The following is a 25019-nucleotide window of genomic DNA, read 5'->3' on the forward strand; positions in this document are numbered from 1 at the left end:
TTAAGTAGAAATTTACGAGAACGGTACAGTGCTAAGCCAACACTCCAGGGTGTTGGCTTTTTTTAGGTCTCTGATTTAATCGCGCTGCACGTTTGGTAAGGTCAAGGCGCGCACTCCGGCGATGCTACCCAATACGATCAGGGTCACCATAACGGCCTCAACGCCGGCATAGCTGTCCAGCGCCCCCAGCAGGATACCGAGCAGCAACACACCGCCAATGACAGTATTCGACACCGCAGTCAACTGGGCGCGATTATCCGCCGTTGCCATATCCACCAGATAGGTTTTCCGACCAACACGGGCGCCATGATGGGCCACCGCCGCGGCAAAGATTAGCAGTCCTGCCAGCCATTGCTGGGCCAGCCAGGCTTCAGCAAAGCTATACAGAGCAAGGGCGCTGGCCATGATCAGCACCGCCAGAAAAGCCGCTGCCGCCATCACATAGTGACTCGCCGAGTCCGACCATTTCCCCCAGAACCGCCCGGCCATCATGCCGGCAATACCGTTGGCGAGCATAAGGCCGCCCAGGCTGGTCAAGCTACCTTCCCCACTACGTTGAATCATCACCACGATAAACGGAATTGCGAATGCGGAAGAAACGAGCAAGGCGCGCGTTAGAACAAAACTGCCAAACTGTTTGTTCTGCCAGAGCAAGCGCATCGACTTTAGCGCCTCTATCATGGCATTGCCGCCCCCCTCAGTGGCGCCGGGCACTTCCGGTACCTGTGCGTAGGTCGCCGCGGCAGCCAGCCATAACACCGCTGCTGTACCTAATAAGCCAGAGAAAATCAGCACGTTGCCCTGCTCCAAGGTACCGCCTAACAACGTCGGTGCCATGAGCACTACCAATGCCGTCAACACTGATAAAAGACCTGCAACCGAGGCCGCGATGCCGGAGAGCCGCCCGCGGCGTGTTTTGGAAATGGTCTTGCCCTGCACATCTTTAATGGATACCGAACAGACCCCCCGCGAAATACTAAAAATCGTTAGCAGGATGACAATGGCCCAGCCTAAAGCACTGCCGCGCAGCGTGATGACACTGAGTAACATGCCCACCAGAGATAATGCCTGGCCGACACTACCAAACACCCAGAACCACTTACGTACCGGGGTTTCCCGCATTTGCTGAGCAATAATAAGCTGCGGTAACAGCGCTAACGACTCGCGCAACGGCACCAGAGCACTGATAAAGACAGAAGAGGTTCCAAGTGACGCAAGAATCCAGGGCAGAACCAGGCGCGCGCTGACCAGTGAGTCACCAAGTTTGGTCATACTCAGTGCGATCAAATGGGCAACAAATGCCTTCGGTTGATCGTTGCAGGCGGCCTCCGGAATATCTTTACAAACTCTGGCATCTTCGTCCTCTGCCAGATAACCGTACACTTGTTCCGTTAAATCACGCTCTGAACTGCTGCGGCTCATACCCGCTCCCTAATCTGTGATGCGTTGTAGATAGTGATGTAATTCGTACCAGAGTTGATTCACCAGAGCAACCAGCTCGCGCCAGTTCTCCAGGGTTGGTCGATCGACTGCAAAGCCTGCAGCGGATTCATAGGCATTGATAAACGCATTACGTTGCGGCAGGTCCAATTCATTAACGGCCATAGTATTGGCTAGATCGAAATAACGTTCGCCCAAGCCGGCGTACTCCCAGTCGATGACTCGCAGGGTAGGTGTTATAAAGATATGATGCATGCCCAGGTCGTTATGGCAAAACACCGGACGCGCGGCGAAGCTGTCTAACAACTTACGGAACAACTCCAGTCGCGTACTGAAGTGCTGTGCTCGCTCGGCATCAAACTCGGCAAGCTGCAGACAGTAACGCTGCAAGCGCTCGCGCAAAGACCAGACCGGAACATCCACAGACAAGCGGTGGATATGTGCCGATACATCCGCCAACTCTCTTAATTTATCCGCCATCGGCAGTTTAGTATGGGCAAGATCAGGCTCTTCCAGGAAGCTCTGCAGGACAAGTCCCTGAGGCGCGTCGTAATGAATCACCTCCGGCGCCAGCTGATACTGAGCAAGTTGCTGCTGAACGCGCACTTCCTGCTCACGATCGAGGCCGTAGGGATGGTCGAAACGAAACTGTTTGAGAATGTATTTGGCTTGCGTGGTGGTTATTTTATAGACATTGTTGGCGACACCGCGCAGTAGCGGCTCGGTTTTAATGACACCACGAATGGGTAAACTTTCTAACCACTGTTCTCGCATTGTTTACTATCCACCTGTGTTGTTTGCCATTGCCGCATCGCATACACGACCAGTATAAGATAAACAAAGTACAGACCTCCAGTAACCACGAAGCCTTTACTACTATACAGGTAAACATAGATAGCATCGATGACCAGCCAGTACCACCAGTTGGCGAACTGCTTGCGGGTTAACAGCCAGGTCGCAAAGAGTGAATAGACCGTGGTGTAACTGTCGAGCCAAACGGCATCGGCGTCCGTATAAGTCTGCAACAGGTAAGCAATGCCGGCAGCGACCACCGCCAGGCCCACGAGCCATTGCAGGTGCCACTGCCAGCTGTACTCCTGTACCTCGGTCGCATCATCCTGACCACGGCCGTACCGCCATTGCCACCAGCCATACGCGGCCAAGGCCACGTATATGAGTTGCAGAGCCGATTCCATGTACAACTGCGCACCAAACATCAACTGCGTGTAGATCACACAGCTGATGGCGGCCGCATACCAGCACCACAAGGATTGGTGCGCGGCGAGTACCAGATAACCAATCGCCAGAGCCACTGCCAGCCACTCCAGCCAGGAAGTTGCTAACAACTGTTGCCAAATCTCCGCAAAGCTTATCATCACCGCACACCTTTACCTGTTATGGGATTAAAACGAGTACTTGAAGGTCACTCCGACGCGACGCGGCTCACCGTACTGCTCGTAAGTCTGCGGTACATACTCGAGGCGCGGATCATTACCGAAGTAGAAGCCACGAATACCATAGTCCTGGTCCGTCAGGTTACGCGCCCACAAGGTGACCTGCCAGTCCTCGGCCTGCCATTTCAGGCTGGCATGCAGCACAGCCATAGCATCGGCACGGCTCATGTGCGAATCCGAGTAGAAAAAGCCATCCTTGCCATCGACTTCGATAACACCGCTAAGCTGTTTACTCCAGGCGTAGCGAGCACCAACATTGTACTGATAGTTGGGCGCATGAGCCTGGTCGCGGCCACTCATGTCAACGCCATCTTCCGTGACAAAGCCTTCAATCTCGGTTTCCAGTAAGCCCACAGAGGTGAACAACTCAAGTTGATCGACCGGGCGGTAATTGAATTCCAGCTCAGCACCGTAAGCATTGCCCTGTGCTGCATTTTGCAGATAGCCCACAAAACTTTGGTCGCGATTGACCCAGCCTTTGAGCTGCACGTCGTCACGCTGATGCATGAACACTGCCACTTGCATACTAAAGGTGTCATCGGCATTGACGCGCTTATGCCCGACTTCGAAGCTGGTTAACAGCTCAGGCGCGAAAGTGGCGCGCGCCAGTAGATAGTCACGCAGCTCCGTCAGTTCGGTATCCTGTACTTTGCCCAGTGCTTCACCATTGACACCACCGGCTTTGTAGCCCCGTGCCAGGGTCGCATACCAGAGATGATCTGTGGCGGGCAGATAGCTCAGACTCAACCGTCCACCCCACATGGTATCTTCCGGCTCGGCCTGCACACCATTACTGTCCTGATAAGGATTATCGTAGCGCTCAACGCGGGCGCCCGCGGTCAACCGCCAGGCTTGGGTAAAGTTTTGCGCCAGCTCACCGTACGCCGCAAGGTGACGACTTTCATAAGTACTGAAAAACTGGTCTTGCTGATAGCTGTCCCAGTTAAAGAAATCACGAACCAGTTCTTCGTCGCGCTGATAGTGGTAAAGTCCGGCCACCCAGTCCGTTTCACCACCCAGCAATGCTAATGGACGAGCGCTGACCCAACGAGCTTCCAGGGTCTGATCTGTGCGATCACGGCGGTACGCATCAAATGAACTGTATTCCCAGCCTGGTGCAATACCGACAAAGGTCCAGTCTTCATCATAGCTGTAGACGCTGTCGGCATCGAGGTGAGTAAAGGACAGTTCCAGATTCGCAAGGCGACCAGCATAGCTCAGTGCAAAGCGCGCCGCGGTGGAGTCCAGATCATCTTCGCCCGGCTCATCAGAGAGTGTTTGGCGGCTGTTATCCAAAGAAAATGCGTCGTACCCATTGTCCTGATGCAGATCATGAATGGTGGTACGCAATTGCCAGCTCGAGCCGAGGTCGGTGAACAGGTTCAAGCGAATATTGCGCTCTGAACGATCATTGGTATCGTCGCGTTCCAGATAGTTGTTGGTGATAAAGCCATCATCACGTTGCTGGAATACACTCAGACGGGCACGGCCGACTGCACCTAATGAACCACCTACCGCAAAGCCACCCTGCATCGCATTGTAGTTGGCGGCGCCGAGTTGCCAGACGCCCTCGGTGTCACGGGTCGGCTGGGTGCTTTCCATAACCAGCATACCGGCCATTGCATCAGCACCAAAGCGACCGCTTTGCGGTCCGCGATAGACCTCGACCTGACTGATATCAAACAGTTGGGCGGCCTGCGCCAGGCCACTGTAGTTAATGCCATCGACAAGCAAACCGACCGACGGCTGAATCGGATCAACGAACTGACTGCGTTCACCCACACCGCGGATCTGAATGAAACGTGCGCGCGAACTACCGCCGGAGAAATTGACATTGGCCAGAGCATTCAGGGCGGTTTCAAGGTGCAAGGCATTGCGCTGGTCCAGGCGATCTGCCACCAGTGCGGTAACACTTGTAGGCGCCTCTTGCACCGTCATGCGGCGGAATTCGCCCTGAATAGTAATACGCTCTACCGCTTCTTCGTTATCGGATTGCGCAAACGCAGGACTTGACGCGATGAGCGCCAGGACTAAATAAGACTTACGGAACATGGATTATTTCCTCAACTTCTGGTTCAGAAACAATCCGGTCGGGCGGGATTTCAAATGGACTAAGAGTGTTAGCTACCATCCCTACGCCAGTATTAACCGGATCAGGTGCAAAGGGTTTGCGATATGCATCTCAGCCTGGCTCTACGCGAGAACGTAGAGGGGCACCCCTTGGTATTGCGCTGCGGAGTATAACAGCGCGCTTAAATGAAGGCTAGCGCATCACCATAAAGTTGTTGTAATGGTAAACCTTGCGCATGGAATTCATCACGGATGATACGCACCATTTCAAAGCGCCCGGCAACGTAAACATCGGCTTCATTCAGGTCGGTTTGCTCGGCCAGCACCGCATGATGGACCAAGCCTATGGCGCCATGCCAGTTTGCATTCGCCTGTTCTACAACGGGACGATAGTGAAAGTTCTTGTGCTGCTTGCTCAGCTCGCGCAACCGCGCATCATAATAGAGGTCCGCAGGCGCGCGCCCGCCCCAGTAAAGAGTGACAGGTCGCTGGGTGTCATCACGCAGATGCGCCTGCAGAATCGACCAGGTGTAAGAAAAACCTGTGCCACCGGCAATAAGAATCATGGCCCGATCGCTGTTGGCGCGGTAGCTCGCCTGGCCCAGCGGCGCCTCAATAGTCAGCTCACCGTTGTTACGTATGGCCTCGATAACTTCCATAGCATAAGGATTATCGGGCATCGCGCCAATATGCAGCTCAACGGTAGTCGTGCTCGAAGGACAGGAAGCAATCGAAAATGGGCGTTTGTCGCGTTCATCCATCACCACCTGTAAGTACTGACCGGCAGCGAATGTCATCGCTTCGGGTAGCGCCAGGACGACCTGGTAAACGTTCTTCGACAAGGTTTCCAGGCTTGTCACCTGAGCTAACATTTGTTTCATTTCGCCTGCTTATCCTGTTGCATAATTCCAAGTTCATCCCAGATGTCATCGACGCGCTGCTGCACCGCCTCGTCCATCACAATGGGCACGCCCCACTCACGATCCGTCTCGCCAGGCCACTTGTTGGTGGCATCCATGCCCATCTTCGAGCCTAAGCCAGAGACCGGCGAGGCAAAGTCCAGATAATCGATGGGCGTATTTTCAACCAGCACTGTATCACGAGCAGGATCCATGCGGGTGGTCATGGCCCAGATCACATCGTGCCAGTTGCGGGCATCGACATCGTCATCACAGACAATCACAAATTTGGTATACATAAACTGCCGTAAAAAAGACCACACGCCCATCATCACGCGCTTGGCATGACCGGCATACTGCTTCTTCATAGTGACCACCGCCACGCGGTAGGAGCAGCCTTCGGGCGGCAAATAAAAGTCGACAATTTCCGGAAACTGCTTTTGCAGCAAGGGAACGAACACCTCGTTCAGCGCAACACCCAGCACCGCCGGTTCATCCGGTGGACGCCCGGTGTAGGTCGAGTGATAAATAGGATCACGACGGTGGGTAATGTGCGTTACGGTAAACACCGGAAACTCATCGACCTCATTGTAGTAACCCGTATGGTCACCATAAGGGCCTTCAGGAGCCATTTCACCAGGCTCTATGTAGCCCTCGAGAATCATTTCGGCGTGCGCAGGTACCTGTAAGTCATTGCTCAGGCACTTGGCCACTTCGGTTTTACCATCGCGTAATAAGCCCGCAAACGCATATTCTGACAAACTGTCCGGGACTGGTGTCACCGCGCCAAGAATGGTGGCGGGGTCAGCGCCCAGAGCCACAGCAACGGGGAATCGCTCACCCGGATGCTGCCGTTGCCATTCCTGAAAATCAAGCGCGCCACCGCGGTGCGACAGCCAGCGCATGATGACTTTATTCTTGCCGAGTAACTGCTGGCGGTAGATGCCTAAATTTTGTCGTTGCTTATGCGGGCCTTTAGTAATAGTCAGACCCCAGGTAATCAACGGCGCAACATCCCCCGGCCAGCAATGCTGAATGGGTAACTTGGTTAAATCGACCTCGTCACCGCTCATCACAACGTCCTGGCAGGGCGCTTTTTTTAGCTGTTTCGGCGACATGCTCAGCACTTTTTTATAGACCGGCAATAAATTCAGCGCATCGCGAAAACCCTTCGGCGGCTCGGGCTCTTTCAGAAATGCCAGCAACTTGCCGACATCGCGCAGCGCAGCCACAGATTCCTGTCCCATGCCCAAAGCGACGCGCTCCGGGGTGCCAAACAGATTCGCCAGCACCGGAATGCTGTGTCCTTTGACGTTCTCGAACAACAACGCCGGGCCACCTGCCTTCAAAGTGCGATCAGCAATCTCGGTCATCTCCAGATAAGGATCGACTTCAAGCTGAATTCGTTTTAACTCTCCACGCGCCTCCAATAAGGCCATAAAGTCGCGTAAGTCCTGATACTTCACTGGTGGTTGCCCCATGCCTAAAAGAATGGCAACGATTATACGGGTTTTTATCACTGTTTTCAGCGCTTTCAAATTGAGCTAGGCTAGATGGACACCACCAGCTTAAGGATACAAGTTACTCATGACGGACCTCCCCATCGCATTTATCCTTATCGGATGCTTCACCGCGTTACTTGTTATTCTCTCTGTCCTGCCACTCACAGAGCGCACCCATTGGCTGATCAGAGTCTGGGATTTTCCCCGCTTACAACTGGCGGGTTTAGGTCTTTTGTTGCTCGTGACAAGCGCCCACTGGTTACCCGTAACCTCACCTTTTACCTGGCTTTTAGTCGCCATTCAGGTCGCCTGCTGTGCCTGGCAGCTTTGGTGGATTTTTCCGTATACGCCGCTAGGCGAACGTACCGTTGAACGCTACAACAGAAAGCGTGACGAGAAAGCCGTGGAAGAGCATCTGCGGATCCTGATCGTGAACGTATTCGAACATAACCGCAATGCCGTCGGGCTAGTGCGCATGATCAACCGCATCCGCCCCGATATTATCGTCGCTGTTGAAACCGACGAATGGTGGGAACAACAGCTCACCGATATTGAGGATGATTTACCCCATGTTGTCCGTGTCCCGCAGAACAACCTCTACGGCATGATGGTGTATTCGGTCTGGCCGCTAGCTAATGTCAGTGTAGAAAATTTAGTACAGGATAAGGTGCCATCGGTGCACGCTGATGTGCAAATGCCAGGGGGCCGCGAAATCCACCTGCATTGTGTGCATCCGGTGCCGCCAGGTCCCAGCGATAATGACAAATCGAAGCCCCGGGATCGGGCGTTACTGAAGGTTGCGGAACGTGCGGCTAACGAGCCAGGTCCAGTGATTGTTACCGGCGATCTGAATGACGTCGCATGGTCACCCACAACGCGCGAGTTTTTAAGTACCAGTAAGTTACTTGACCCGCGCATGGGACGCGGCTTCTTCAATACCTTCCACGCGAAGCTTCCCTTGCTGCGCTGGCCGCTGGATCACCTGTTCCACAGTGAGCATTTCATGCTGGTGAAAATGCGGCGACTGCCCAAGTTCGGTTCCGACCGCTTCCCGCTACTGATTGAACTGGCGCTGAAGAAAGAGTGACGTGACCTCTTCCCTTGATACGCTCACTTGCTTATTGCATTTCGATTTCCGATTGCGGCGCACGACGGCAATTGGCTGACAGCTCAACACCTGTCCTATTCTTTAACTTTGTTGTCGTCAGTGGGGTCTGACCGTGACATTCGATCGCGATAATACTCGTATATATCCGGATCAGTTTCCGCCAAAGCTTCAACGATTTCGTATCCATCGGTTAAAGTGCGCTGCAACAACGAGCGAGCGGAGGCAATTTCATTATTTTGTAACCGTTCTTGAATTTCGACGGCAATGACGTATCTACGCAGTTCCATCTGTAATATTGATAGACGCGACATTTGAAAACCTAAGGCTAGGCCGATAACGCAGAATAGAATAAAGGATAACAGGGGTCCCCAAATTTTCATTCTTCAATCTCCTTTACGCGTTTCTCTAGCACAAAGTCCCACTCTTTCTTCTGCGGTTCATTAAGAAAAAACTCATTTTGATAAAGGTCGTCAAGCTGACCATCACGATTACTCAAGTAGAATAACTCCAGACGCCTTTTCGCTTCCGGAATGTCATCCTCGGCCAAGCTATTGTCAACAATTCTTAACACCTGCAGAAAGCCACCTTCACTCGCTAATAGTGAATTAGGAGCCATACCCACCCCCATCCACACACCAGTCAAAAGCCCTATAACGCTTGCGACAAAACCGAATAGCCATGAGCGCATTCGGTAGCCCTTTTTAGATTGATTCATCGGCTTCTCCTATTTGTCGGGGAATTACAGCAACATCCTCTGTATTATTTTTTTGTTGCCTCGTCAGTGCGTTCTGACCGTGACTTTAACTCGCGATAATATTGGTACATATCTGGATTAGTTTCCGCCAATGCTTCAATGATTTCGTATTGACTCTCGAGAGTTTTCTGCAACAACGAACTAGCAGAGGCAATTTCATTGTTGTGCAGTCGCTGTTGAATTTCTACTGCGATGACATATCTTCGCAATTCATTCTCTAGCCCATAAATACGAGTCATTTGATAACCGAGAATAAAGCCTGCGATACAAAATAGAATAAATGATAACAGTGCCCCCCAGATTCTCATTCTTCACTCTCCTTTACGCGCTCCGCAAGCACAAACTCCCAGTCCTTCAGCTGTAATTCACCGAGAAAAAGCTCATTTTGATATAAGTCACCAATCTGACGATCCCGGTTGTTAAAGTAGAAATCTTGCATTCGTTTTTTCGCTTCAGGAATATCGCCTTTCTCTACGCTATCTTCGACGGTCCATAAAAATAAAGTGAAGCCAAATTCACTCGCTAATAAGTAGTTAGGAACGAACCTCACTCCCATCCAAACACCAATTAAGAGACCTAGAATGCTTGCAACAAAGCCGAGTAGCCACGAGCGCATTCGGTAGCCCTTTTTAGATTGATTCATTGGCTTCTCCAAAGACGTAGAGTCAAAATTAAATCCGACAACAGCGCTTTCATGAAATGATCCTTAAGTTTTTAACCCCCAATATATAACAAAAAAAACCAATATTTAAAGATTATCAAACAATATAGTCGCACGGAAACGAAAGCATGCCGATAGCGGCGAAACCGAAAGGGTTGTCTCTGAGGGTGTGCGCCGCAGGGATGGGGGAGAGCGCCGGCTAGTGCTTTGCTGGGGTCTTCGTCATAGGGTTCGGCCGCATGAGGCGCGGTGAAACCGACAGGGTTATCTCTGAGGATGTGCGCCGCATGGATGCGGGAGAGCGCCGGCGAGTGCCTTGCTGGGGTCTTCGTCATAGGGTGTCGGCCGCATGGATGCGGCCGCCAAGCCCCCAGGGAAGGGTTTACGGCGTCCCTATGACGAAGGCCCCAGCGAGGCGCAAAGCCAAGCCTAAGACTTCTGGCGCTTCATGGCCTCGAAGAATTCGTCGTTGGTTTTGGTCATTTGCAGCTTGTCGATGAGGAATTCCATCGCTTCCGTTTCACCCATCGGGTGTACGATTTTGCGCAGAATCCACATTTTTTGCAGCTCTTCCGGCGAAGTTAACAACTCTTCGCGACGCGTACCCGAACGATTGAAATCAATCGCAGGGAAAACACGTTTCTCAGCAATCTTACGATTCAAGTGCATTTCCATATTACCCGTGCCCTTGAATTCCTCGTAAATCACCTCGTCCATCTTCGAACCCGTATCGATCAATGCCGTCGCGATGATAGTCAAACTACCACCCTCTTCAACATTACGCGCAGCACCGAAGAAACGCTTTGGTTTGTGCAATGCATTGGCGTCAACACCACCCGTCAGTACCTTGCCGGAGCTTGGAATAACAGTGTTGTAAGCACGCGCCAGACGGGTGATTGAATCAAGTAAGATGACCACATCTTTCTTGTGTTCGACCAAACGCTTGGCTTTCTCGATCACCATCTCGGCGACCTGCACGTGACGGTTTGCCGGCTCATCAAAGGTCGAAGCAATAACTTCGCCTTTCACCAGGCGGTGCATCTCAGTGACTTCCTCTGGACGCTCATCGATCAGCAGCACCATCAAGACACAATCAGGGTGGTTCGCAGCGATCGACTGCGCAATGTTCTGCAGCAATAACGTCTTACCAGCCTTCGGCGGCGCCACGATCAAACCCCGTTGCCCTTTACCAATTGGCGAGGCCAGGTCTAACACCCGAGCAGTAATATCCTCCGTCGAACCATTACCACGTTCCATGCGCAGACGTTCTTCCGCGTGGAGAGGTGTAAGGTTTTCAAAAAGAATTTTATTGCGGGAGTTTTCAGGCTTGTCGAAGTTGACTTCACGAATCTTAAGAAGGGCAAAATAACGTTCACCTTCTTTCGGCGGGCGTATTTTCCCGGCCACCGTGTCACCAGTTCGCAAATTGAAACGGCGAATCTGGCTTGGCGACACATAGATGTCATCTGGACCTGCCAGGTATGACGAGTCTCCCGAGCGCAAAAAGCCGAAGCCATCCTGCAAAATTTCCAACACCCCATCACCATAAATATCTTCGCCGCTTTTCGCATGCGCTTTTAAAATGGCAAAAATGATGTCTTGCTTGCGGGTACGAGCCATGGCGTCGAGACCCATGGATTCTGCGAGCTGTACCAGCTCGTTTACGGGTTTGTTTTTTAATTCTGTAAGATTCATAAGAGGGATATGACTTTAGTGTCCATAGGAAAACAAAGGGTTAGTTTATGTTTTATAGCTTTAGGGGTTTGCTATCTGGCTGCCGGAAGGCTGACAACCTGAAGAAATATTGATTGAAAAGTAACACCTAAACCGCAGTACGTCCAGTTTTTTGCTCGTTATTTGAACCAACTGCACGCAAAAAGTTGCCAAACCGCATGATTTGGCAACTTTCCGAAAGACGTGTTTAGATATTTTGCTCAATAAACTCGGCTAACTGAGCTTTTGACAGAGCACCAACCTTGGTGCCGGCCACTTCACCGTTTTTGAACAACAGCAATGTTGGGATGCCGCGAATACCGTACTTCGGCGGGGTCTGGCTGTTGTGGTCGACGTTGAGTTTACCAATAGTGATGCGGTCACCGTACTCGTTTGCAATATCGTCAAGGATAGGTGCAATCATTTTGCATGGGCCACACCACTCTGCCCAAAAATCTACCAGTACTGGTTTGTCTGAATTGAGTACATCTGCCTCAAAAGAATCATCACTTAGCTGAACAATTTTATCACTCATGGTAATCTCCGCTGCTGAATTCGCGTGAAATAATAAAACACTATTATTTCTGTTTTTGAATGTTAGCGCAAACTGGTATGCTTATGCTATGAGTAAAACACACCTGACAGAGACACGCTTTGCCGATCTCGACCTGCACCCGCAGGTATTAACTGCTTTGAATAAAGCGGGCTTTGAGTATTGTACGCCAATCCAGGCCCTGAGCTTACCTATTGCCCTAAAAGGCCAAGATGTAGCGGGACAAGCACAAACGGGGACTGGCAAAACTCTTGCCTTCCTGATTGCAGCTTTCACTACCCTGCTTAACAAGCCGCGTTCTGGCGAAAAACGTTATCCGCGCGCTATTATTATGGCTCCTACGCGTGAACTAGCAATTCAGATCGCAAACGATGCTGAACTTCTTGCTGCTCACTGTGATATGCGCCTTGGCATTATTTATGGGGGCGAAGGTTACGAAAGTCAACGCCAGCAACTCGAAGAAGGCGTAGATATTTTGATCGGAACCACCGGTCGCCTGATTGATTATTGCAAACAGGGTATCTACCAACTTGATAAGATTGAAGTTGTCGTACTTGACGAAGCCGACCGCATGTTCGATTTAGGCTTCATTAAAGATATTCGTTACATGTTTGAGCGCATGCCTGGTCCTAAAGAACGTCAAAGCATGCTGTTTTCAGCGACCTTGTCGCAACGTGTGCAGGAACTTGCGTACGACCACATGAACTCACCGACGAAAGTTGAAGTTGAGCCTACCCAAAAAACTGGCATCCGCATCAGCGAAGAGCTTTTCTATCCGTCGAAACAAGACAAAATTAAGCTACTGCTGACGCTAATCGAAGAGGATTGGCCAGATAAAGCCATCATTTTCGCAAACACTAAGCATGTGTGCGAGAAACTGTATAACTGGCTGGAGGCCGATGGCCACCGGGTCGGCTTGCTCACCGGCGATGTTCCGCAGCGCAAACGACTGAAGATTCTTGAAGAGTTCTCCGAGGGCACCCTCGACTTTTTGGTTGCCACCGATGTCGCCGCCCGCGGTCTGCACATTCCGGAAGTAAGTCACGTGTATAACTATGACTTGCCGGATGACTTTGAAGATTACGTGCATCGTATTGGCCGAACCGGCCGTGCTGGAGCTAGTGGTAAGGCGATCAACCTGGCCTGTGAGGAATACGTCTATAACCTGCCGGCTATCGAAGACTACATTGGTCATGCGATTCCTGTCACCAAATATGACCCTGACGCGTTGTTAACCGACGTGCGCAGTCCTCGGCCAAGTGGACGTCGTCGCAGCCGTGGCGGCCGTCGTGGTGGCAGTGGTGGTCAACAGCGCCGCTCGTCGGGGCAGCGTAAACCGCCAGCAAAGCGTAACGGCTAATGCATCCGCACCCGCGTATCGCCGCAATCGACCTGGGATCGAACAGCTTCCACATGTTGATTGCCAAAGCGACCACACGGGGCTACCGCATCATCACCCGCCATCGGCAAAAGGTTCGCCTCGCCGATGGCCTGACGCCTGATCTGACGCTGGATGATGCTGCTATTGAGCGGGGCATTGAGTGTTTAAAAGACTTTGCTCAGCGCCTCGCCCATTATCAACCTTTGCAAATCCGTTGTGTGGCCACCGCCACATTACGCAAAGCTCACAATCGAAAACAAATTCTCAAGCGCTTTGAACGAGCGCTTGGCTCGCCTATTGATATTATTTCCGGGATGACCGAAGCAGGTCTTATTTATCAGGGGGCCACCCTCGAACTCGCACGCCCGGACAGTGCCATGCTGGTCCTGGATATCGGCGGTGCCAGTACGGAGGTTATTGCCGGCGTCGGCACCGAGCCGCACGTACTGAAGAGCCTTGATATGGGATGTGTGGTCTGGCAAAACCGTTTCTTTGCCGGTGGCATGATTTCCGCAGCACGCTTTGCCGCTGCCGTTGCCGCTGCGGCCGAGCAAATCCGTCCATTGGCAACAACCTATCAGGCTCATGGCTGGCAAACCGTCTGTGGCGCATCTGGCACCTTCCGCGGACTACAGGACTGTCTGCGCCATTACCGCGCTGACGCAATGAGCGCAGAGTTCATTCGCTTTTGTATGGAGGAGAGCATCAAACAAGGTAGCGTGGACGCTTTACCGGCGATTGGTGTTCGCGAAGATCGGATAGCGGTTTTTTGTGGCGGACTGGCAATTCTGGTCGCACTTACCGACAACCTTGACATACAGACCGTTGATCTGGCACAAGGCGCTTTGCGCGAAGGTCTCGTGAACACCATGCTCAACGAGCGCAAGCGCTCGTTGGCATAAGCTTTAACTGTTGGCGAGTTTTGCTGCTGCCGTCTTAGCAAAATAGGTCAGAATGCCATCAGCGCCAGCGCGCTTAAAGCTCAGCAAGGACTCAAAGATCACGTCTTCCCCTAACCAGCCATTGGCAATAGCCGCTTGCAGCATCGCGTACTCACCACTCACCTGATAGGCGAAGGTCGGCACCTTGAAGGTTTCTTTCACATTTCGCACCACATCAAGATAAGGCATGCCGGGTTTGACCATCACCATGTCGGCGCCCTCGTCTAAATCCAGAGCGACTTCATGCAAGGCTTCATCGGCATTGGCAGGGTCCATCTGATAGGTTTTTTTATTACCACCTTTGAGATTGCCGGACGAGCCCACAGCATCGCGAAAGGGGCCATAAAATGCTGAAGCATATTTCGCTGAATAGGCCATGATCTGGACATTGTGGTAGCCCTTTTCTTCCAAAGCCTCACGAATCGCACCGATGCGGCCGTCCATCATATCCGAAGGCGCAACCACGTCCGCACCCGCTTCGGCGTGCGAGAGTGCTTGCTTAACCAGAGCTTCAGTAGTGATATCGTTTTGCACATAGCCGTGTTCATCGATAATACCGTCCTGACCGTGCGTGGTGAACGGATCCAAGGCCACATCAGTGATCACCCCGAGTTCGGGTACCGCCTCTTTGATAGCCCGCACAGCCCGCTGCGCCAGACCATCCGGCGCCCATGCAGCTTCGGCCGTCAGTGACTTATCTGCCGCAGGAGTGACAGGAAACAAAGCGATAGCCGGAATACCTAAGGCAAAGACTTCACGGCACTCAGCGACCAGCAGATCGATGGATAGGCGTTCTACCCCAGGCATTGATGCCACCTGTTCGCGCTGGTTTTCACCAGGCAGGACGAACATCGGGTAAATAAAATCGGCAGCCGTTAAAACATTTTCAGCCACCATACGGCGGCTGAAGTCATGCCGTCGCAGACGGCGCATGCGGCGGAAAGGGAACTGACTCATACTTTGCATCTAAGGTTTTTCACTCACATCTTTCACGGAACGGGCGATTCGAATCTGATCACGGCCTGCATTTTTCGCTTGATAAAGTGCGTTATCGGCGGCTTCTAACAATTGCTTACTCGAAGCATGCCCCGGCAAGCTGTTGAGCAACGCCATGCCCACGCTGACCGTAATGTTAACCGCGCCACGTTCGGTATGGAAGGTGTGTCCACGGATAACATCGGTAACCGTTAATACTTTATCATGACAACCCAGTTCCTGGGCACCTGGCATTAAAATAACAAACTCTTCGCCACCGTAGCGATAGATACGATCGCCGGCGCGGCGGAAGTTGACACGCAACAATCGCGCCAGTTCAACCAGCACTTCATCACCCACGGGGTGACCAAACTTGTCATTTACTTTCTTGAAGTGATCGATATCAATCATCACCACCGCAATATCGTACCCGGTACGGCGCGCACGACGCACTTCCAGAGGCAGGTCATCGTCCAGAACGCCTCGGTTAAACAACTTCGTCAGGCGGTCTTCGCTACTTTTCACCTCAAGTCGCTGATTCATTTCCTTGAGCTTACGCATCAGCGCTTCGAGTTCTTTCGTACGCTGCTTCACTTTCACTTCAAGGCGCGAGTTCAGGCGTTGCTCAGCAGCCAGACGCTCCTTACGATCTTCGTTAAAGCGGATAGCAAGCACCAGACTCAGCAACATGATCTCAATCGCTGAGCCAATCATGATCATATAACGCTGAATAAAGAACGACTCGAGGAAGCCCAGGTAGCCAATGGCATTAATAATGATGGCAAGCAGCAGCACACTCAGTGCCAGTGAGTAAATACGCGCATAGGCCAGACCTTGGCGCCAAAGCGTCAGACCAGTAAAAATTAAATAGCAGCTGGCTAAAATAGCGACCGGCAGGACGATAGAAATCATCCACTCGTACGGCAGAAAGATGCTTGCAAGAAACAAGACCACCGCAGCAATCATGATGCCCTGCAGACCCATATGCAGTTTCGGACTACGCAGTTTGGTTTGCAGTACCTGACTGGCGACCAGACTGGCAAACAGGAAAACCACACTGCCAAAGAGTGGGATCGCTTTACTTTGCAACCATTCGGACCAAGGCCAGAGATACTGATAACCGGTGCCATCAAGACCTGCCAAGAGTAGACCGATACCGACAATATAGGCGCTGTAATAGCCAAAACGACGATCTCGGGTCACGCTGTAACTAAATAAGTTGTAGACGATCATGCAAAGCAGCAGACCGAAATACATGCCTGTCGCTGTCGTCAGAGCTTGCTCAGCCCCCATCAGGTCAGTAGGTTGCCAGACACTCAAAGGTACCCGCATCGAACTCGTAGTATTAACGCGCAGGAAGACCTCGACTCTATCCCGCGAAGCGACCGGCACAACAAAGTTGCGGTTGTCTACCGGACGCTGATCAAACTCATACGCATCACCTAGCCGGACCCGCTTTATAATTTCATTGTCCGTAACAAAATAGACATCAACGTTATCAAGCAACGGATAGCCAATGCGGATGACGCGGTCGTAGTCGACAGCCGGCAACTTGAAGTGAAACCAATAGGTCGCGGAGGTATAGCCAAAGGACGGGGAGCCGTTATTCAGCACACTCCAAAAGCTTGGTTCTTTGTCGAGCAGCTGTTCTACCGACTGGTTACCAGTAGCATCGACATGATAATAAACAGGCGGCATATTCTCTTGTGCAGAGACGTCTGTCGCAGCTAATCCCCAGTAACACATCACTGTTACCAGCGCGAACCATCGAACTAAGCTTTTTGCCATCCTTCGCATCCAAATAATAAGTGACTATTTTGCCAGGTTGCTGCGGCCAGCTCCTGCAAGGATTCGTGGCGCAATTCTGCAACTACTCTGGCGATCTCGGGAAGCCAGTACGGCTCATTTATACTTGGGCGGGGCTTTAGCGTTCTGGGCACTAAAAAGGGTGCATCCGTTTCCAGGATCAAACGCTCAAGAGGAATCCGCGGTACAGCCTGGCGCAGAGCTTCCCCACGTCGCTCATCGCATACCCACCCCGTGATTCCGATAAAACAGTCTAACTTTAGATACTCTTCGAGTTCGGCGCAACCATTAGTGAAACAATGAACCAACTTTCTTGGAATTTTATTAGCATACTTTTGTAACAACTCATGTTGTTGAGCAAAAGCATCCCGTTCATGTAAGTAAACCGGTAGTTCAAGTTCTGCTGCGACTTCAAGCTGCTGCTCAAAAACGCGAAGCTGGATTTCGGGTGGTGAATAATTGCGATTAAAATCAAGGCCACATTCGCCGATCGCATGCACAGCGGGGTGCTTGGCGAGCTCAATCAGCTGCTGCTGCAAATCATCCGGTGCGTTGACAGCATCATGCGGATGGACGCCTGCCGTCACTATCAATTGGGGGAAGCGCTCAGCAAGCTGGATAGCATGCTCAGTTTCAGCAAGACTGCAGGCAATCACAAGCAGTTTTTCGACACCTGCGTCTTGCGCGCGTTGTAAAGTGGCCTCGGGTGCTTCGGCAAAGCGGGAGTGGGTCAGGTTCACTCCCGCATCAAACCAACGCAAATGCGACACCTTATTCCTCTACGCGACGCACTCGAATACGCCGCGCTTCATCGCCGACGCGGCCGAGGAAAAAGCTATTCAGAACGCCACGCTCGATATAATAATCGGCGTCATCCGGAAGTGGCACTGTGCGCGAGTCCGTTTGCTCCCAGCGCTGGCCATTGGTGAGTAGTATTTCCCACTTGCCGAAGAAATTACGCTGCGCGTCAGCAATTTTGACCAGGATCTTATCGGGACGATCGCTGGTCGGATCGTCAAGGTGCTCGCGGCCAAACTCTGCTTCTACATTGCCGGCATTTTGTGATCCGGAGGCACTGCCCTGAGTTGTAGCTGGCAGGGCTTCGCCGGCTGCTAACTTATCGTAGCAAACCAGGCGCTGTAATGGATTTTCAATAGCTGCGCAATTGCGCAACTGTTGCTGTGAAATCTCTTGTGCATTAGCGTTTGGAGCCCATAGAGCTGCCAACGTGATACAACCGACAACACTCCCCAAACCAAACAATTTGATCATCTTCAATGATTCCCACTTCAATAGTTTATTCATTTTCTGCATCAGCGTCGCGTGGCGTGCGTTGGTACAGACTAGCAATCACCAGTCCAAGTTCAAAGAGCAACCACATTGGAATAGCCAATAAAGTTTGCGAAATAACATCCGGTGGTGTGAGTATCATTCCCACCACAAAGGCTCCGACAATGACATAGGGCCGCTTTGCACGCAATGACTTGACGCTGGTCACACCGGTCCAGCAGAGTAAAATTATCGCTACGGGCGTTTCAAAGGCAATCCCAAAAGCCATAAAAATTGCCAGTACAAAATCAAGATAGCGGGCAATGTCGGTAGCGACGGTTACTCCTTCAGGCGCTGCATTCGCCAAAAAGTTCAATGCCAACGGCAAAACAACCCAATAAGCAAACGCGACACCAGCATAGAACAACAGGCTACTCGACACCATCAGCGGCACGACCAGACGTTTTTCCCGCCGGTAAAGGCCTGGTGCAATGAAACCCCAGACCTGCCAGAGTAATACTGGCACCGCCACCGCAATCGCAGCCACTAAAGCCAATTTGAACGGCGTAAAAAATGGTGTTGCTACATCGGTTGCGATGAGCGTACTACCTTGCGGCAAGCTGGCCAGCATGGGCGCCGCGACATACCGATACAGCTCATCGGCGAATACCGCAAAGCCTGCGAAAATGACCAGTACCGTGACCACGCTCCACAACAGTCGTCGACGTAACTCCAGTAGGTGATCAATTAACGGCGACTGACTCATGACGATGGTTTCGACTCATCTTTATCGGCAGCTGATGACGTCCCTGTATCACCGTCATCACCGGCAGACGAAGGCTTCTTCTTCTCATAGGGACGTTGCACACCGGCCGCAGCCTCACGCAATTCAGCCATCGAACGCTGCAGTTCCGGTGACAATTTATCAACTTCCATCTGTTCCGCTTTCTTTAAATGCTCGTGTAGCTCTTTAATGCGAAGCTCATGATTAAGCTCTGCCTGTACCGAAGTTCCAAAGTTCTTCAGTTTCTGCATCCCGCGCTGGAGCCCACGCAGCGCCCCTGGCAGGCGCTCTGGCCCCAGTACCAGCAATCCGATAAGAGCGACGAACAGGAGCTCCCAAAAGCCGATATCAAACATTAAGTTTAAGCGTCCTTATCCTGCTCAGACTTACTATCGACCTTTTTCTGCGCGTTGCTTTTAGTCGCATCGTCATCGTCGTCATCACTGACTGACTTTTTGAATCCTTTAATGGCCGAGCCCAGGTCACCACCAAGAGAACGCAGTCGCTTGGTGCCAAACAGCAGCACTATAATCACCAATAGGATCAGAAGTTGCCAAATACTAATACCCATAACACCCTCAACTAGTTGTGGCTGGCTTGCGCCAACTCATTGCGATACTAACGACGGTAAGTGCGCCACTCGCTGACGTCAGTCCTATATGTTGTCCCGTCACCCAAAATAAAGCGCTACTTACCAGCAGAGCGCCACTGGCAATGCCCCACCACATGCGCCAGGCAAATTGCCGCTGACTTGTGACGATGGCTTGCGCGGCAAGTTGCTGCTGCGCAATCTGATGCTTTTGGGTGCTCAGGTAATCATAAAGCAAGGTTGGCATCTCTGGCATTTTTTCTGCCCAGTAAGGTGCCTGCTCTTTGACTGAGCGCAGCACCGCGCGCCAGCCCAGCTGCTCTTTCATCCAGCGTTCCAGAAACGGCTTCGCGGTTTGCCATAGATCCAATTGCGGATACAGCGTGCGCCCCAGACCTTCGACGTAAAGCAGGGTTTTCTGTAGCAGCACCAGCTGTGGCTGAACTTCCATTTCGAAGCGCCGGGCGGTATTAAATAAGTTCACCAATACATGCCCAAATGAGATGTCGGCAAGCGGCTTATTAAAAATGGGCTCACACACGGTACGGATCGCTGACTCGAAATCTTCAACATTAATATGCGCAGGTACCCAGCCGGAATCGACATGCAGCTCGGCCACTTTGCGGTAGTCCCGATTAAAGAACGCCAGAAAGTTCTCTGCCAGATAGCGCTTATCCTCGCGGTTCAGCGTGCCGACAATGCCAAAATCGATGCCTAAATACTGTGGGTTTTCTGGATGTTCTCTGGATACAAAAATGTTGCCAGGATGCATGTCAGCATGGAAGAAACTGTCCCGAAATACCTGGGTAAAGAACACTTCAACGCCGCGCTCTGCCAGCTTTTTCATATCAACCCCGGCCGCCAGCAAGGTATCCACATCACTTACAGGAATGCCGTCAATACGCTCCATCACCATGATGTTATGGCGACTGAAGTCGCTGTACACTTTCGGGATATAAAGCAAGGTTGAGTCTTCAAAATTACGCCGCAGCTGAATCGCATTTGCTGCTTCACGAGCCAGGTCAAGCTCCCCAAGCAGAGTCTTGCGGTACTCCTTTACAACCTCTTTCGGCTTCAGGCGACGACCATCAGGCAAATGCTTTGCAAGCACACCGGCCAGCGTCTCCATTAAGCGCAAATCGGCACCAATGACACCGCGGATGTCGGGGCGAATGACCTTAATCACCACATCAGCACCGGCGTCGTCACCATTTTTCAGGGTGGCCGTATGCACCTGTGCGATAGAAGCTGAAGCCAGCGGCGCTACCGAGAAATCGACGAAGACATCGTCGATGCTGCGCAGACCCAATGCTTTTTCGATCAATTGCTGGGCCTGTTCGCCAGGAAAAGGTTTCACCCGGTCCTGCAACTTCGCCAGTTCCAGAGCAATCTCCGGCGGTAGTAAATCACGCCGGGTTGACAGCATCTGACCAAACTTCACCCACACTGGCCCCAGTGATTCTAAAGCTAGACGCAAACGCACCCCAGGCGACTTGTCTTTATGTTTATTCGGCAACCAGAATAAGGTGTAGCGCGCAAAGCGCACTGACCAAGGCATCCAGCGCGCCGGGATGAGCTCGTTGAGGCCATAATGCAAAAACGTACGGGTAATTTGGTACAGTCGCTTCGTTCGCATAATTAATTTCGCTGCTCTTTTAAGTGCCGCTCTAACTTATCAAGACGTGCGCGCAGGGCCTGCATATCCTGTTGAAACTGAATAAACCGCTCACGCGCAGGAATGACGCGTTTTTCTTCGGTCAGGGCGTCTTTTACCCATTGTCCCGAGTCCTGCTGAAAACGTTGCATGCGCTTACGCCCTCGCCCGTACGCATTCACCAGCACTTGCGCCGGCACATCACCAATACGGCGGGAAAGTTGCTCCGCCCAATCGATGTCGAGCTCACTAAACAGCTTACTTAACTGCTGCGCCAGCATAGGATCGCCTTCGATATCCAGCTTGTCGGCTTTAATTAGCCGAGTAATATTGGCACTATCGCGAAGCTCTGGTAGTACGGCAAGTTCAGTGATGATGTGGCAATCAACCTGTTGATCGTCAATCCAGCTGAAGACAATTCCGGACTCGGTGACCCCCAGCGTAAACGGGCGACCCAACTCTTTTAAAGTCAGGCGCAAGCGCCGCCCGGCAAGTTTCTGCAAGCGCTCGTTGCTGTGCGGGTCCAGGCTCAGAATATGATTCGCAAAGCCCTCGGCAACCTGAGTCGGTAACACGGTCCACAACATTAGAATTTAAACCCCCGGTGTAAGGCAACGATGCCGCCGGTCAGGTTATCAAAGGTGACCTGCTCATAACCGGCCTGCTCCATCATTGCTTTGAGCGTTTCCTGATCAGGGTGCATGCGGATGGATTCGGCCAGATATTGATAGCTCTCGGCATCACCGGCCACCAGCTGCCCCATCTTAGGTAACACATTGAACGAGTAAAAATCGTAGGCTTGCGACAACATTGGCGGCACCGGCTTAGAAAACTCCAGCACCAGCAAACGGCCACCTGGCTTGAGTACACGAAACATGGACTCAAGTGCTTTTTGCTTGTCGGTGACATTGCGCAGACCAAAAGCGATGGTAATGATATCGAAGGTATCATCGTCAAAAGGTAAACTCTCGGCGTTGGCCTGTACATAATCGACATTGCCAACGATGCCTTTATTACGCAGTTTGTCCTGACCGACATCCAGCATGGCCTGATTAATATCGGCCAATACGACTTTTCCGCTGGGCCCGACGCGACGTGAAAACTGCGCCGTTAAATCACCGGTTCCACCTGCGATATCAAGTACTTTCATACCGCTGCGGACACCACTACAGTCGATGGTGTAGCGTTTCCATAGACGGTGAATACCAAACGACATCACGTCGTTCATGATGTCGTATTTTTGCGCCACTGAATTAAAAACATTGGCAACAAGGCTTTGCTTTTCGTCTTTAGCAACTTGCTTGTAGCCAAAATCAATGGTGTCAGACTTCGAATCTTTCATCATGCTGCCTTTTCATAAATGGACGCCTAGTGTACTACGAATTTAAGCTTGGGCGTAGTGGTCACGGCGCGGTAACCAGCGCTGGATCAATGCTTCGGATGTCTCCGGATACTGTTGCCATAATTGCTCGGCCAACTGTTGCGCATTATCAAGCAGGTGATTATGTTTCATTACGTCAGCAACCTTCATTTCGGTCACTCCCGTCTGCCGCTGTCCTAATAACTCACCGGGCCCTCTTAACTCTAGGTCACGCTGGGCAATCACGAAACCATCGTTGCTGTCCCTTAACACCCCAAGTCGCTGGGTGGCGGTTTTGGATAAGGGAGCATGGTAAAGCAACACACAGTGGCTGGCCACCGCACCACGGCCGACCCGGCCGCGCAGCTGGTGGAGTTGCGCCAAGCCAAGGCGTTCCGGGTTCTCAATAATCATCAGACTGGCATTGGGCACATCAACCCCTACCTCAATGACAGTCGTCGCCACCAGCAGATCCAGCTCGTGGGCCTTAAATGCTTGCATGACCTGTTCTTTTTCGGCACTTTTCAAGCGCCCATGCACCAGCCCGATGCGCAGATCCGGCAAGGCATCTGCCAGCTGACTGGCGGTATCCTCTGCTGCCTGACATTGCAGGGCCTCAGACTCCTCAATAAGGGTACACACCCAATAGGCCTGGCGCTGCTCTTCCACGCAGACCTGATGCACCCGCTCCACCACTTGTGCACGACGAGTATCAGGCACAGCCACGGTGGTCACTGGCGTGCGTCCAGGCGGGAGTTCATCGATGACCGAGGTGGCCAGATCCGCATAGGCGGTCATCGCCAGCGTGCGCGGAATGGGTGTTGCTGTCATGATCAGCTGATGGGGCTGATAGCCCTGTTGCACGCCTTTTTCCCGCAAGCCCAGACGCTGGTGTACGCCAAAGCGGTGTTGTTCGTCGATAATGACTAACACCAGCTTATGGTAGGTCACCTCTGCCTGAAACAGCGCATGAGTACCCACTACCATATTCAGCTCGCCACTGGCTAACGCACTGAGATTTTCCCGCCGCTGTTTTGCCGTTTGCTTACCGGCCAGCCAGCCCACCTGAATGCCCAACGGCGCGAACCATTGCCGGAACGTCAGCGCGTGTTGCTCAGCAAGAATTTCGGTCGGCGCCATCAGTGCAACCTGATAGCCCTGGCCAATCGCCGTCAGAGCTGCCAATGCCGCCACCAGCGTTTTGCCCGAACCCACATCGCCCTGAACCAGACGCATCATTGGCAAAGATTCACTCAAGTCCTGCTGAATTTCAGTCACCACGCGCTGCTGCGCAGCAGTGGGCCGAAATGGCAGTTGTTGTAGGAATGCTTGCTCCAGCTCGCTATGAGGCGCCAGCGCGCGGGCCTGATGTTGTTGTTTAATGGCGCGAAGCTTTAACAGACTCAGTTGATGGGCGACCAGCTCTTCCATTGCCAGGCGTTCCTGAGCCGGATGATTGCCTTCCTGCAAGGCGCCTAGGCTTACATCCAGTGGCGGCCGATGTAAGAGTCGGATCGCAGCAGCTAAGCCCATCGCGTTCGGTTGCAATTGCTCAGGCAAGAGTTCAGGAACGGCTTTATCGGTGAGGTAAGTAAGTGCTTGCTCCGTTAGTTTGCGCAAGGTCGCCTGCTGCACGCCTTCGGTGGTAGGGTAAACAGGTGTCAGTGAGGTTTCGGCCAGCTCTGGCGCAGCACCGGTGATAATTTTATATTCGGGGTGAATCATATCCGGCCCTTGCAGCCCGCGTCGTGCTTCACCAAATAATTGCAGGCGCGTACCCTCGGCGAATTGCTTCAGCTGAGCCGCGCTAAACTGGAAAAACACGAGATTCAAGCCACCACTGGCGTCCTGCACTTTGACTTTAAGCATGCGCCGGCGGCCATACACAATTTCGGCTTTCACCACGGTGGCGATGACCGTTGCTGTGGTGCCAGGCTGCAGCCCTGCTATCGGATAAATGCGCGAGCGATCTTCATAACGTAACGGAAGATGCAGCAAGACATCCTGCAGGGTCGCCAGACCTAACTTCGCCAGACGCTCCTGCAACTTAGGGCCAACCCCCTTGAGCACGGTTAACGGTATGCGGTGTAAACCCTCGCTGTGCAT

General features: G+C 52.2%; 26 protein-coding genes and 1 riboswitch. Of the genes, 3 read left to right on the top strand and 23 right to left on the bottom strand.

Annotated elements, in window-relative coordinates:
- Positions 1-75: 75 nt before the first annotated feature.
- The 6 genes from J6J28_RS09025 to ubiD all read right to left on the bottom strand — a co-directional run bounded on the left by J6J28_RS09025 (position 76) and on the right by ubiD (position 7329).
- On the bottom strand, positions 76-1422 hold the full coding sequence (locus tag J6J28_RS09025; protein WP_301721215.1) for an MFS transporter: 1347 nt from the start codon (positions 1420-1422) through the stop codon (positions 76-78).
- Positions 1423-1431: 9 nt separating this feature from the next.
- Entirely contained in the window at positions 1432-2214 is a 783-nt protein-coding gene (locus J6J28_RS09030; protein WP_301721216.1) for a phosphotransferase, read from the bottom strand.
- Complete coding sequence (gene pnuC / locus J6J28_RS09035) at positions 2196-2816, bottom strand: nicotinamide riboside transporter PnuC (protein WP_301721218.1); 621 nt, start codon at positions 2814-2816, stop codon at positions 2196-2198. The genes J6J28_RS09030 and pnuC overlap by 19 nt, the downstream gene beginning before the upstream one ends.
- 27 nt (positions 2817-2843) lie before the next feature.
- On the bottom strand, positions 2844-4946 hold the full coding sequence (locus tag J6J28_RS09040) for a TonB-dependent receptor (RefSeq protein ID WP_301721219.1): 2103 nt from the start codon (positions 4944-4946) through the stop codon (positions 2844-2846).
- Between the two features lie 61 nt (positions 4947-5007).
- A riboswitch (TPP riboswitch) is annotated at positions 5008-5125 on the bottom strand.
- A 21-nt stretch (positions 5126-5146) separates the two neighbouring features.
- Positions 5147-5845, bottom strand: coding sequence for an NAD(P)H-flavin reductase (gene fre / locus J6J28_RS09045; RefSeq protein WP_301721220.1), 699 nt, complete (start codon positions 5843-5845; stop codon positions 5147-5149).
- Positions 5842-7329, bottom strand: coding sequence for a 4-hydroxy-3-polyprenylbenzoate decarboxylase (gene ubiD / locus J6J28_RS09050; protein WP_301721367.1), 1488 nt, complete (start codon positions 7327-7329; stop codon positions 5842-5844). Before ubiD ends, fre begins: the two co-directional genes overlap by 4 nt.
- Before the next feature lie 121 nt (positions 7330-7450).
- Here ubiD and J6J28_RS09055 point away from each other — a divergent pair, with 121 nt between their 5' ends.
- A complete protein-coding gene (locus J6J28_RS09055) occupies positions 7451-8452 on the top strand; it encodes an endonuclease/exonuclease/phosphatase family protein (protein WP_301721222.1) in 1002 nt (333 codons plus the stop codon).
- A gap of 95 nt (positions 8453-8547) precedes the next feature.
- On the opposite strand, the gene J6J28_RS09060 is transcribed toward J6J28_RS09055, so the two are convergent.
- The 6 genes from J6J28_RS09060 to trxA form a co-directional block, all read right to left on the bottom strand.
- Complete coding sequence (locus J6J28_RS09060) at positions 8548-8784, bottom strand: hypothetical protein (protein ID WP_301721223.1); 237 nt, start codon at positions 8782-8784, stop codon at positions 8548-8550.
- Between the two features lie 65 nt (positions 8785-8849).
- Positions 8850-9188 carry a hypothetical protein gene (locus J6J28_RS09065; RefSeq protein ID WP_301721224.1) on the bottom strand — a complete coding sequence of 113 codons (339 nt, stop codon included), beginning with the start codon at positions 9186-9188 and terminating at the stop codon, positions 8850-8852.
- A 44-nt stretch (positions 9189-9232) separates the two neighbouring features.
- On the bottom strand, positions 9233-9535 hold the full coding sequence (locus J6J28_RS09070; RefSeq protein ID WP_301721225.1) for a hypothetical protein: 303 nt from the start codon (positions 9533-9535) through the stop codon (positions 9233-9235).
- On the bottom strand, positions 9532-9870 hold the full coding sequence (locus J6J28_RS09075) for a hypothetical protein (protein WP_301721226.1): 339 nt from the start codon (positions 9868-9870) through the stop codon (positions 9532-9534). Before J6J28_RS09075 ends, J6J28_RS09070 begins: the two co-directional genes overlap by 4 nt.
- A 447-nt stretch (positions 9871-10317) precedes the next feature.
- Positions 10318-11583, bottom strand: a complete 1266-nt coding sequence (gene rho, locus J6J28_RS09080; RefSeq protein WP_301721227.1) for a transcription termination factor Rho — start codon at positions 11581-11583, stop codon at positions 10318-10320.
- A gap of 226 nt (positions 11584-11809) precedes the next feature.
- The gene (trxA, locus tag J6J28_RS09085; RefSeq protein WP_301721228.1) at positions 11810-12136 is read right to left on the bottom strand and encodes a thioredoxin TrxA; all 327 of its coding nucleotides are present in this window, start codon (positions 12134-12136) and stop codon (positions 11810-11812) included.
- 88 nt (positions 12137-12224) lie between these two features.
- Between trxA and rhlB the strand changes: the two genes are divergently transcribed.
- Together rhlB and J6J28_RS09095 are read left to right on the top strand one after the other, a co-directional pair.
- Positions 12225-13514, top strand: a complete 1290-nt coding sequence (rhlB, locus tag J6J28_RS09090) for an ATP-dependent RNA helicase RhlB (protein WP_301721230.1) — start codon at positions 12225-12227, stop codon at positions 13512-13514.
- Positions 13514-14437 carry a Ppx/GppA phosphatase family protein gene (locus tag J6J28_RS09095; RefSeq protein ID WP_301721232.1) on the top strand — a complete coding sequence of 308 codons (924 nt, stop codon included), beginning with the start codon at positions 13514-13516 and terminating at the stop codon, positions 14435-14437. Before rhlB ends, J6J28_RS09095 begins: the two co-directional genes overlap by 1 nt.
- Before the next feature lie 3 nt (positions 14438-14440).
- On the opposite strand, the gene hemB is transcribed toward J6J28_RS09095, so the two are convergent.
- The 11 genes from hemB to recG are packed head-to-tail and all read right to left on the bottom strand — an operon-like array spanning position 14441 to position 25019.
- Positions 14441-15442, bottom strand: coding sequence for a porphobilinogen synthase (gene hemB / locus J6J28_RS09100; RefSeq protein ID WP_301721235.1), 1002 nt, complete (start codon positions 15440-15442; stop codon positions 14441-14443).
- A complete protein-coding gene (locus J6J28_RS09105) occupies positions 15443-17239 on the bottom strand; it encodes a sensor domain-containing diguanylate cyclase (RefSeq protein WP_301721236.1) in 1797 nt (598 codons plus the stop codon). It lies immediately after the preceding gene.
- Positions 17224-18018, bottom strand: a complete 795-nt coding sequence (locus J6J28_RS09110; RefSeq protein WP_301721368.1) for a TatD family hydrolase — start codon at positions 18016-18018, stop codon at positions 17224-17226. Before J6J28_RS09110 ends, J6J28_RS09105 begins: the two co-directional genes overlap by 16 nt.
- Positions 18019-18028: 10 nt before the next feature.
- Positions 18029-18529: a hypothetical protein gene (locus tag J6J28_RS09115; RefSeq protein WP_301721237.1), complete on the bottom strand. Its 501-nt coding sequence runs from the start codon at positions 18527-18529 to the stop codon at positions 18029-18031.
- A gap of 25 nt (positions 18530-18554) precedes the next feature.
- Positions 18555-19292 (bottom strand): twin-arginine translocase subunit TatC, encoded by a 738-nt coding sequence (gene tatC, locus J6J28_RS09120; RefSeq protein WP_301721238.1) that lies wholly within the window; start codon positions 19290-19292, stop codon positions 18555-18557.
- Entirely contained in the window at positions 19289-19666 is a 378-nt protein-coding gene (gene tatB / locus J6J28_RS09125) for a Sec-independent protein translocase protein TatB (RefSeq protein WP_301721241.1), read from the bottom strand. The genes tatC and tatB overlap by 4 nt, the downstream gene beginning before the upstream one ends.
- Positions 19667-19671: 5 nt before the next feature.
- Positions 19672-19881 carry a twin-arginine translocase TatA/TatE family subunit gene (gene tatA, locus J6J28_RS09130; RefSeq protein ID WP_301721243.1) on the bottom strand — a complete coding sequence of 70 codons (210 nt, stop codon included), beginning with the start codon at positions 19879-19881 and terminating at the stop codon, positions 19672-19674.
- A 7-nt stretch (positions 19882-19888) separates the two neighbouring features.
- Positions 19889-21535, bottom strand: a complete 1647-nt coding sequence (gene ubiB, locus J6J28_RS09135; protein ID WP_301721244.1) for a ubiquinone biosynthesis regulatory protein kinase UbiB — start codon at positions 21533-21535, stop codon at positions 19889-19891.
- Positions 21536-21537: 2 nt separating this feature from the next.
- Entirely contained in the window at positions 21538-22140 is a 603-nt protein-coding gene (locus J6J28_RS09140; RefSeq protein ID WP_301721245.1) for a ubiquinone biosynthesis accessory factor UbiJ, read from the bottom strand.
- A complete protein-coding gene (gene ubiE, locus J6J28_RS09145; protein WP_335342635.1) occupies positions 22140-22895 on the bottom strand; it encodes a bifunctional demethylmenaquinone methyltransferase/2-methoxy-6-polyprenyl-1,4-benzoquinol methylase UbiE in 756 nt (251 codons plus the stop codon). Before ubiE ends, J6J28_RS09140 begins: the two co-directional genes overlap by 1 nt.
- 42 nt (positions 22896-22937) lie before the next feature.
- Positions 22938-25019, bottom strand: a complete 2082-nt coding sequence (recG, locus tag J6J28_RS09150) for an ATP-dependent DNA helicase RecG (RefSeq protein WP_301721370.1) — start codon at positions 25017-25019, stop codon at positions 22938-22940.

It is taken from the genome of Pseudidiomarina terrestris, from assembly GCF_030466375.1.
Taxonomy (GTDB): Bacteria; Pseudomonadota; Gammaproteobacteria; order Enterobacterales; family Alteromonadaceae; genus Pseudidiomarina; species Pseudidiomarina terrestris.

Excerpts from the sequence above, each read along its gene's own strand:
- J6J28_RS09025 (WP_301721215.1), bottom strand. The coding sequence starts at position 1,422 with ATGAGCCGCAGCAGTTCAGAGCGTGATTTAACGGAACAAGTGTACGGT.
- J6J28_RS09030 (WP_301721216.1), bottom strand. The coding sequence starts at position 2,214 with ATGCGAGAACAGTGGTTAGAAAGTTTACCCATTCGTGGTGTCATTAAA.
- pnuC (WP_301721218.1), bottom strand. The coding sequence starts at position 2,816 with ATGATAAGCTTTGCGGAGATTTGGCAACAGTTGTTAGCAACTTCCTGG.
- J6J28_RS09040 (WP_301721219.1), bottom strand. The coding sequence starts at position 4,946 with ATGTTCCGTAAGTCTTATTTAGTCCTGGCGCTCATCGCGTCAAGTCCT.
- fre (WP_301721220.1), bottom strand. The coding sequence starts at position 5,845 with ATGAAACAAATGTTAGCTCAGGTGACAAGCCTGGAAACCTTGTCGAAG.
- J6J28_RS09055 (WP_301721222.1), top strand. The coding sequence starts at position 7,451 with ATGACGGACCTCCCCATCGCATTTATCCTTATCGGATGCTTCACCGCG.
- J6J28_RS09060 (WP_301721223.1), bottom strand. The coding sequence starts at position 8,784 with ATGTCGCGTCTATCAATATTACAGATGGAACTGCGTAGATACGTCATT.
- J6J28_RS09065 (WP_301721224.1), bottom strand. The coding sequence starts at position 9,188 with ATGAATCAATCTAAAAAGGGCTACCGAATGCGCTCATGGCTATTCGGT.
- J6J28_RS09070 (WP_301721225.1), bottom strand. The coding sequence starts at position 9,535 with ATGAGAATCTGGGGGGCACTGTTATCATTTATTCTATTTTGTATCGCA.
- J6J28_RS09075 (WP_301721226.1), bottom strand. The coding sequence starts at position 9,870 with ATGAATCAATCTAAAAAGGGCTACCGAATGCGCTCGTGGCTACTCGGC.
- rho (WP_301721227.1), bottom strand. The coding sequence starts at position 11,583 with ATGAATCTTACAGAATTAAAAAACAAACCCGTAAACGAGCTGGTACAG.
- trxA (WP_301721228.1), bottom strand. The coding sequence starts at position 12,136 with ATGAGTGATAAAATTGTTCAGCTAAGTGATGATTCTTTTGAGGCAGAT.
- rhlB (WP_301721230.1), top strand. The coding sequence starts at position 12,225 with ATGAGTAAAACACACCTGACAGAGACACGCTTTGCCGATCTCGACCTG.
- J6J28_RS09095 (WP_301721232.1), top strand. The coding sequence starts at position 13,514 with ATGCATCCGCACCCGCGTATCGCCGCAATCGACCTGGGATCGAACAGC.
- hemB (WP_301721235.1), bottom strand. The coding sequence starts at position 15,442 with ATGCAAAGTATGAGTCAGTTCCCTTTCCGCCGCATGCGCCGTCTGCGA.
- J6J28_RS09105 (WP_301721236.1), bottom strand. The coding sequence starts at position 17,239 with ATGGCAAAAAGCTTAGTTCGATGGTTCGCGCTGGTAACAGTGATGTGT.
- J6J28_RS09115 (WP_301721237.1), bottom strand. The coding sequence starts at position 18,529 with ATGATCAAATTGTTTGGTTTGGGGAGTGTTGTCGGTTGTATCACGTTG.
- tatC (WP_301721238.1), bottom strand. The coding sequence starts at position 19,292 with ATGAGTCAGTCGCCGTTAATTGATCACCTACTGGAGTTACGTCGACGA.
- tatB (WP_301721241.1), bottom strand. The coding sequence starts at position 19,666 with ATGTTTGATATCGGCTTTTGGGAGCTCCTGTTCGTCGCTCTTATCGGA.
- tatA (WP_301721243.1), bottom strand. The coding sequence starts at position 19,881 with ATGGGTATTAGTATTTGGCAACTTCTGATCCTATTGGTGATTATAGTG.
- ubiB (WP_301721244.1), bottom strand. The coding sequence starts at position 21,535 with ATGCGAACGAAGCGACTGTACCAAATTACCCGTACGTTTTTGCATTAT.
- J6J28_RS09140 (WP_301721245.1), bottom strand. The coding sequence starts at position 22,140 with ATGTTGTGGACCGTGTTACCGACTCAGGTTGCCGAGGGCTTTGCGAAT.
- ubiE (WP_335342635.1), bottom strand. The coding sequence starts at position 22,895 with ATGAAAGATTCGAAGTCTGACACCATTGATTTTGGCTACAAGCAAGTT.
- recG (WP_301721370.1), bottom strand. The coding sequence starts at position 25,019 with ATGCACAGCGAGGGTTTACACCGCATACCGTTAACCGTGCTCAAGGGG.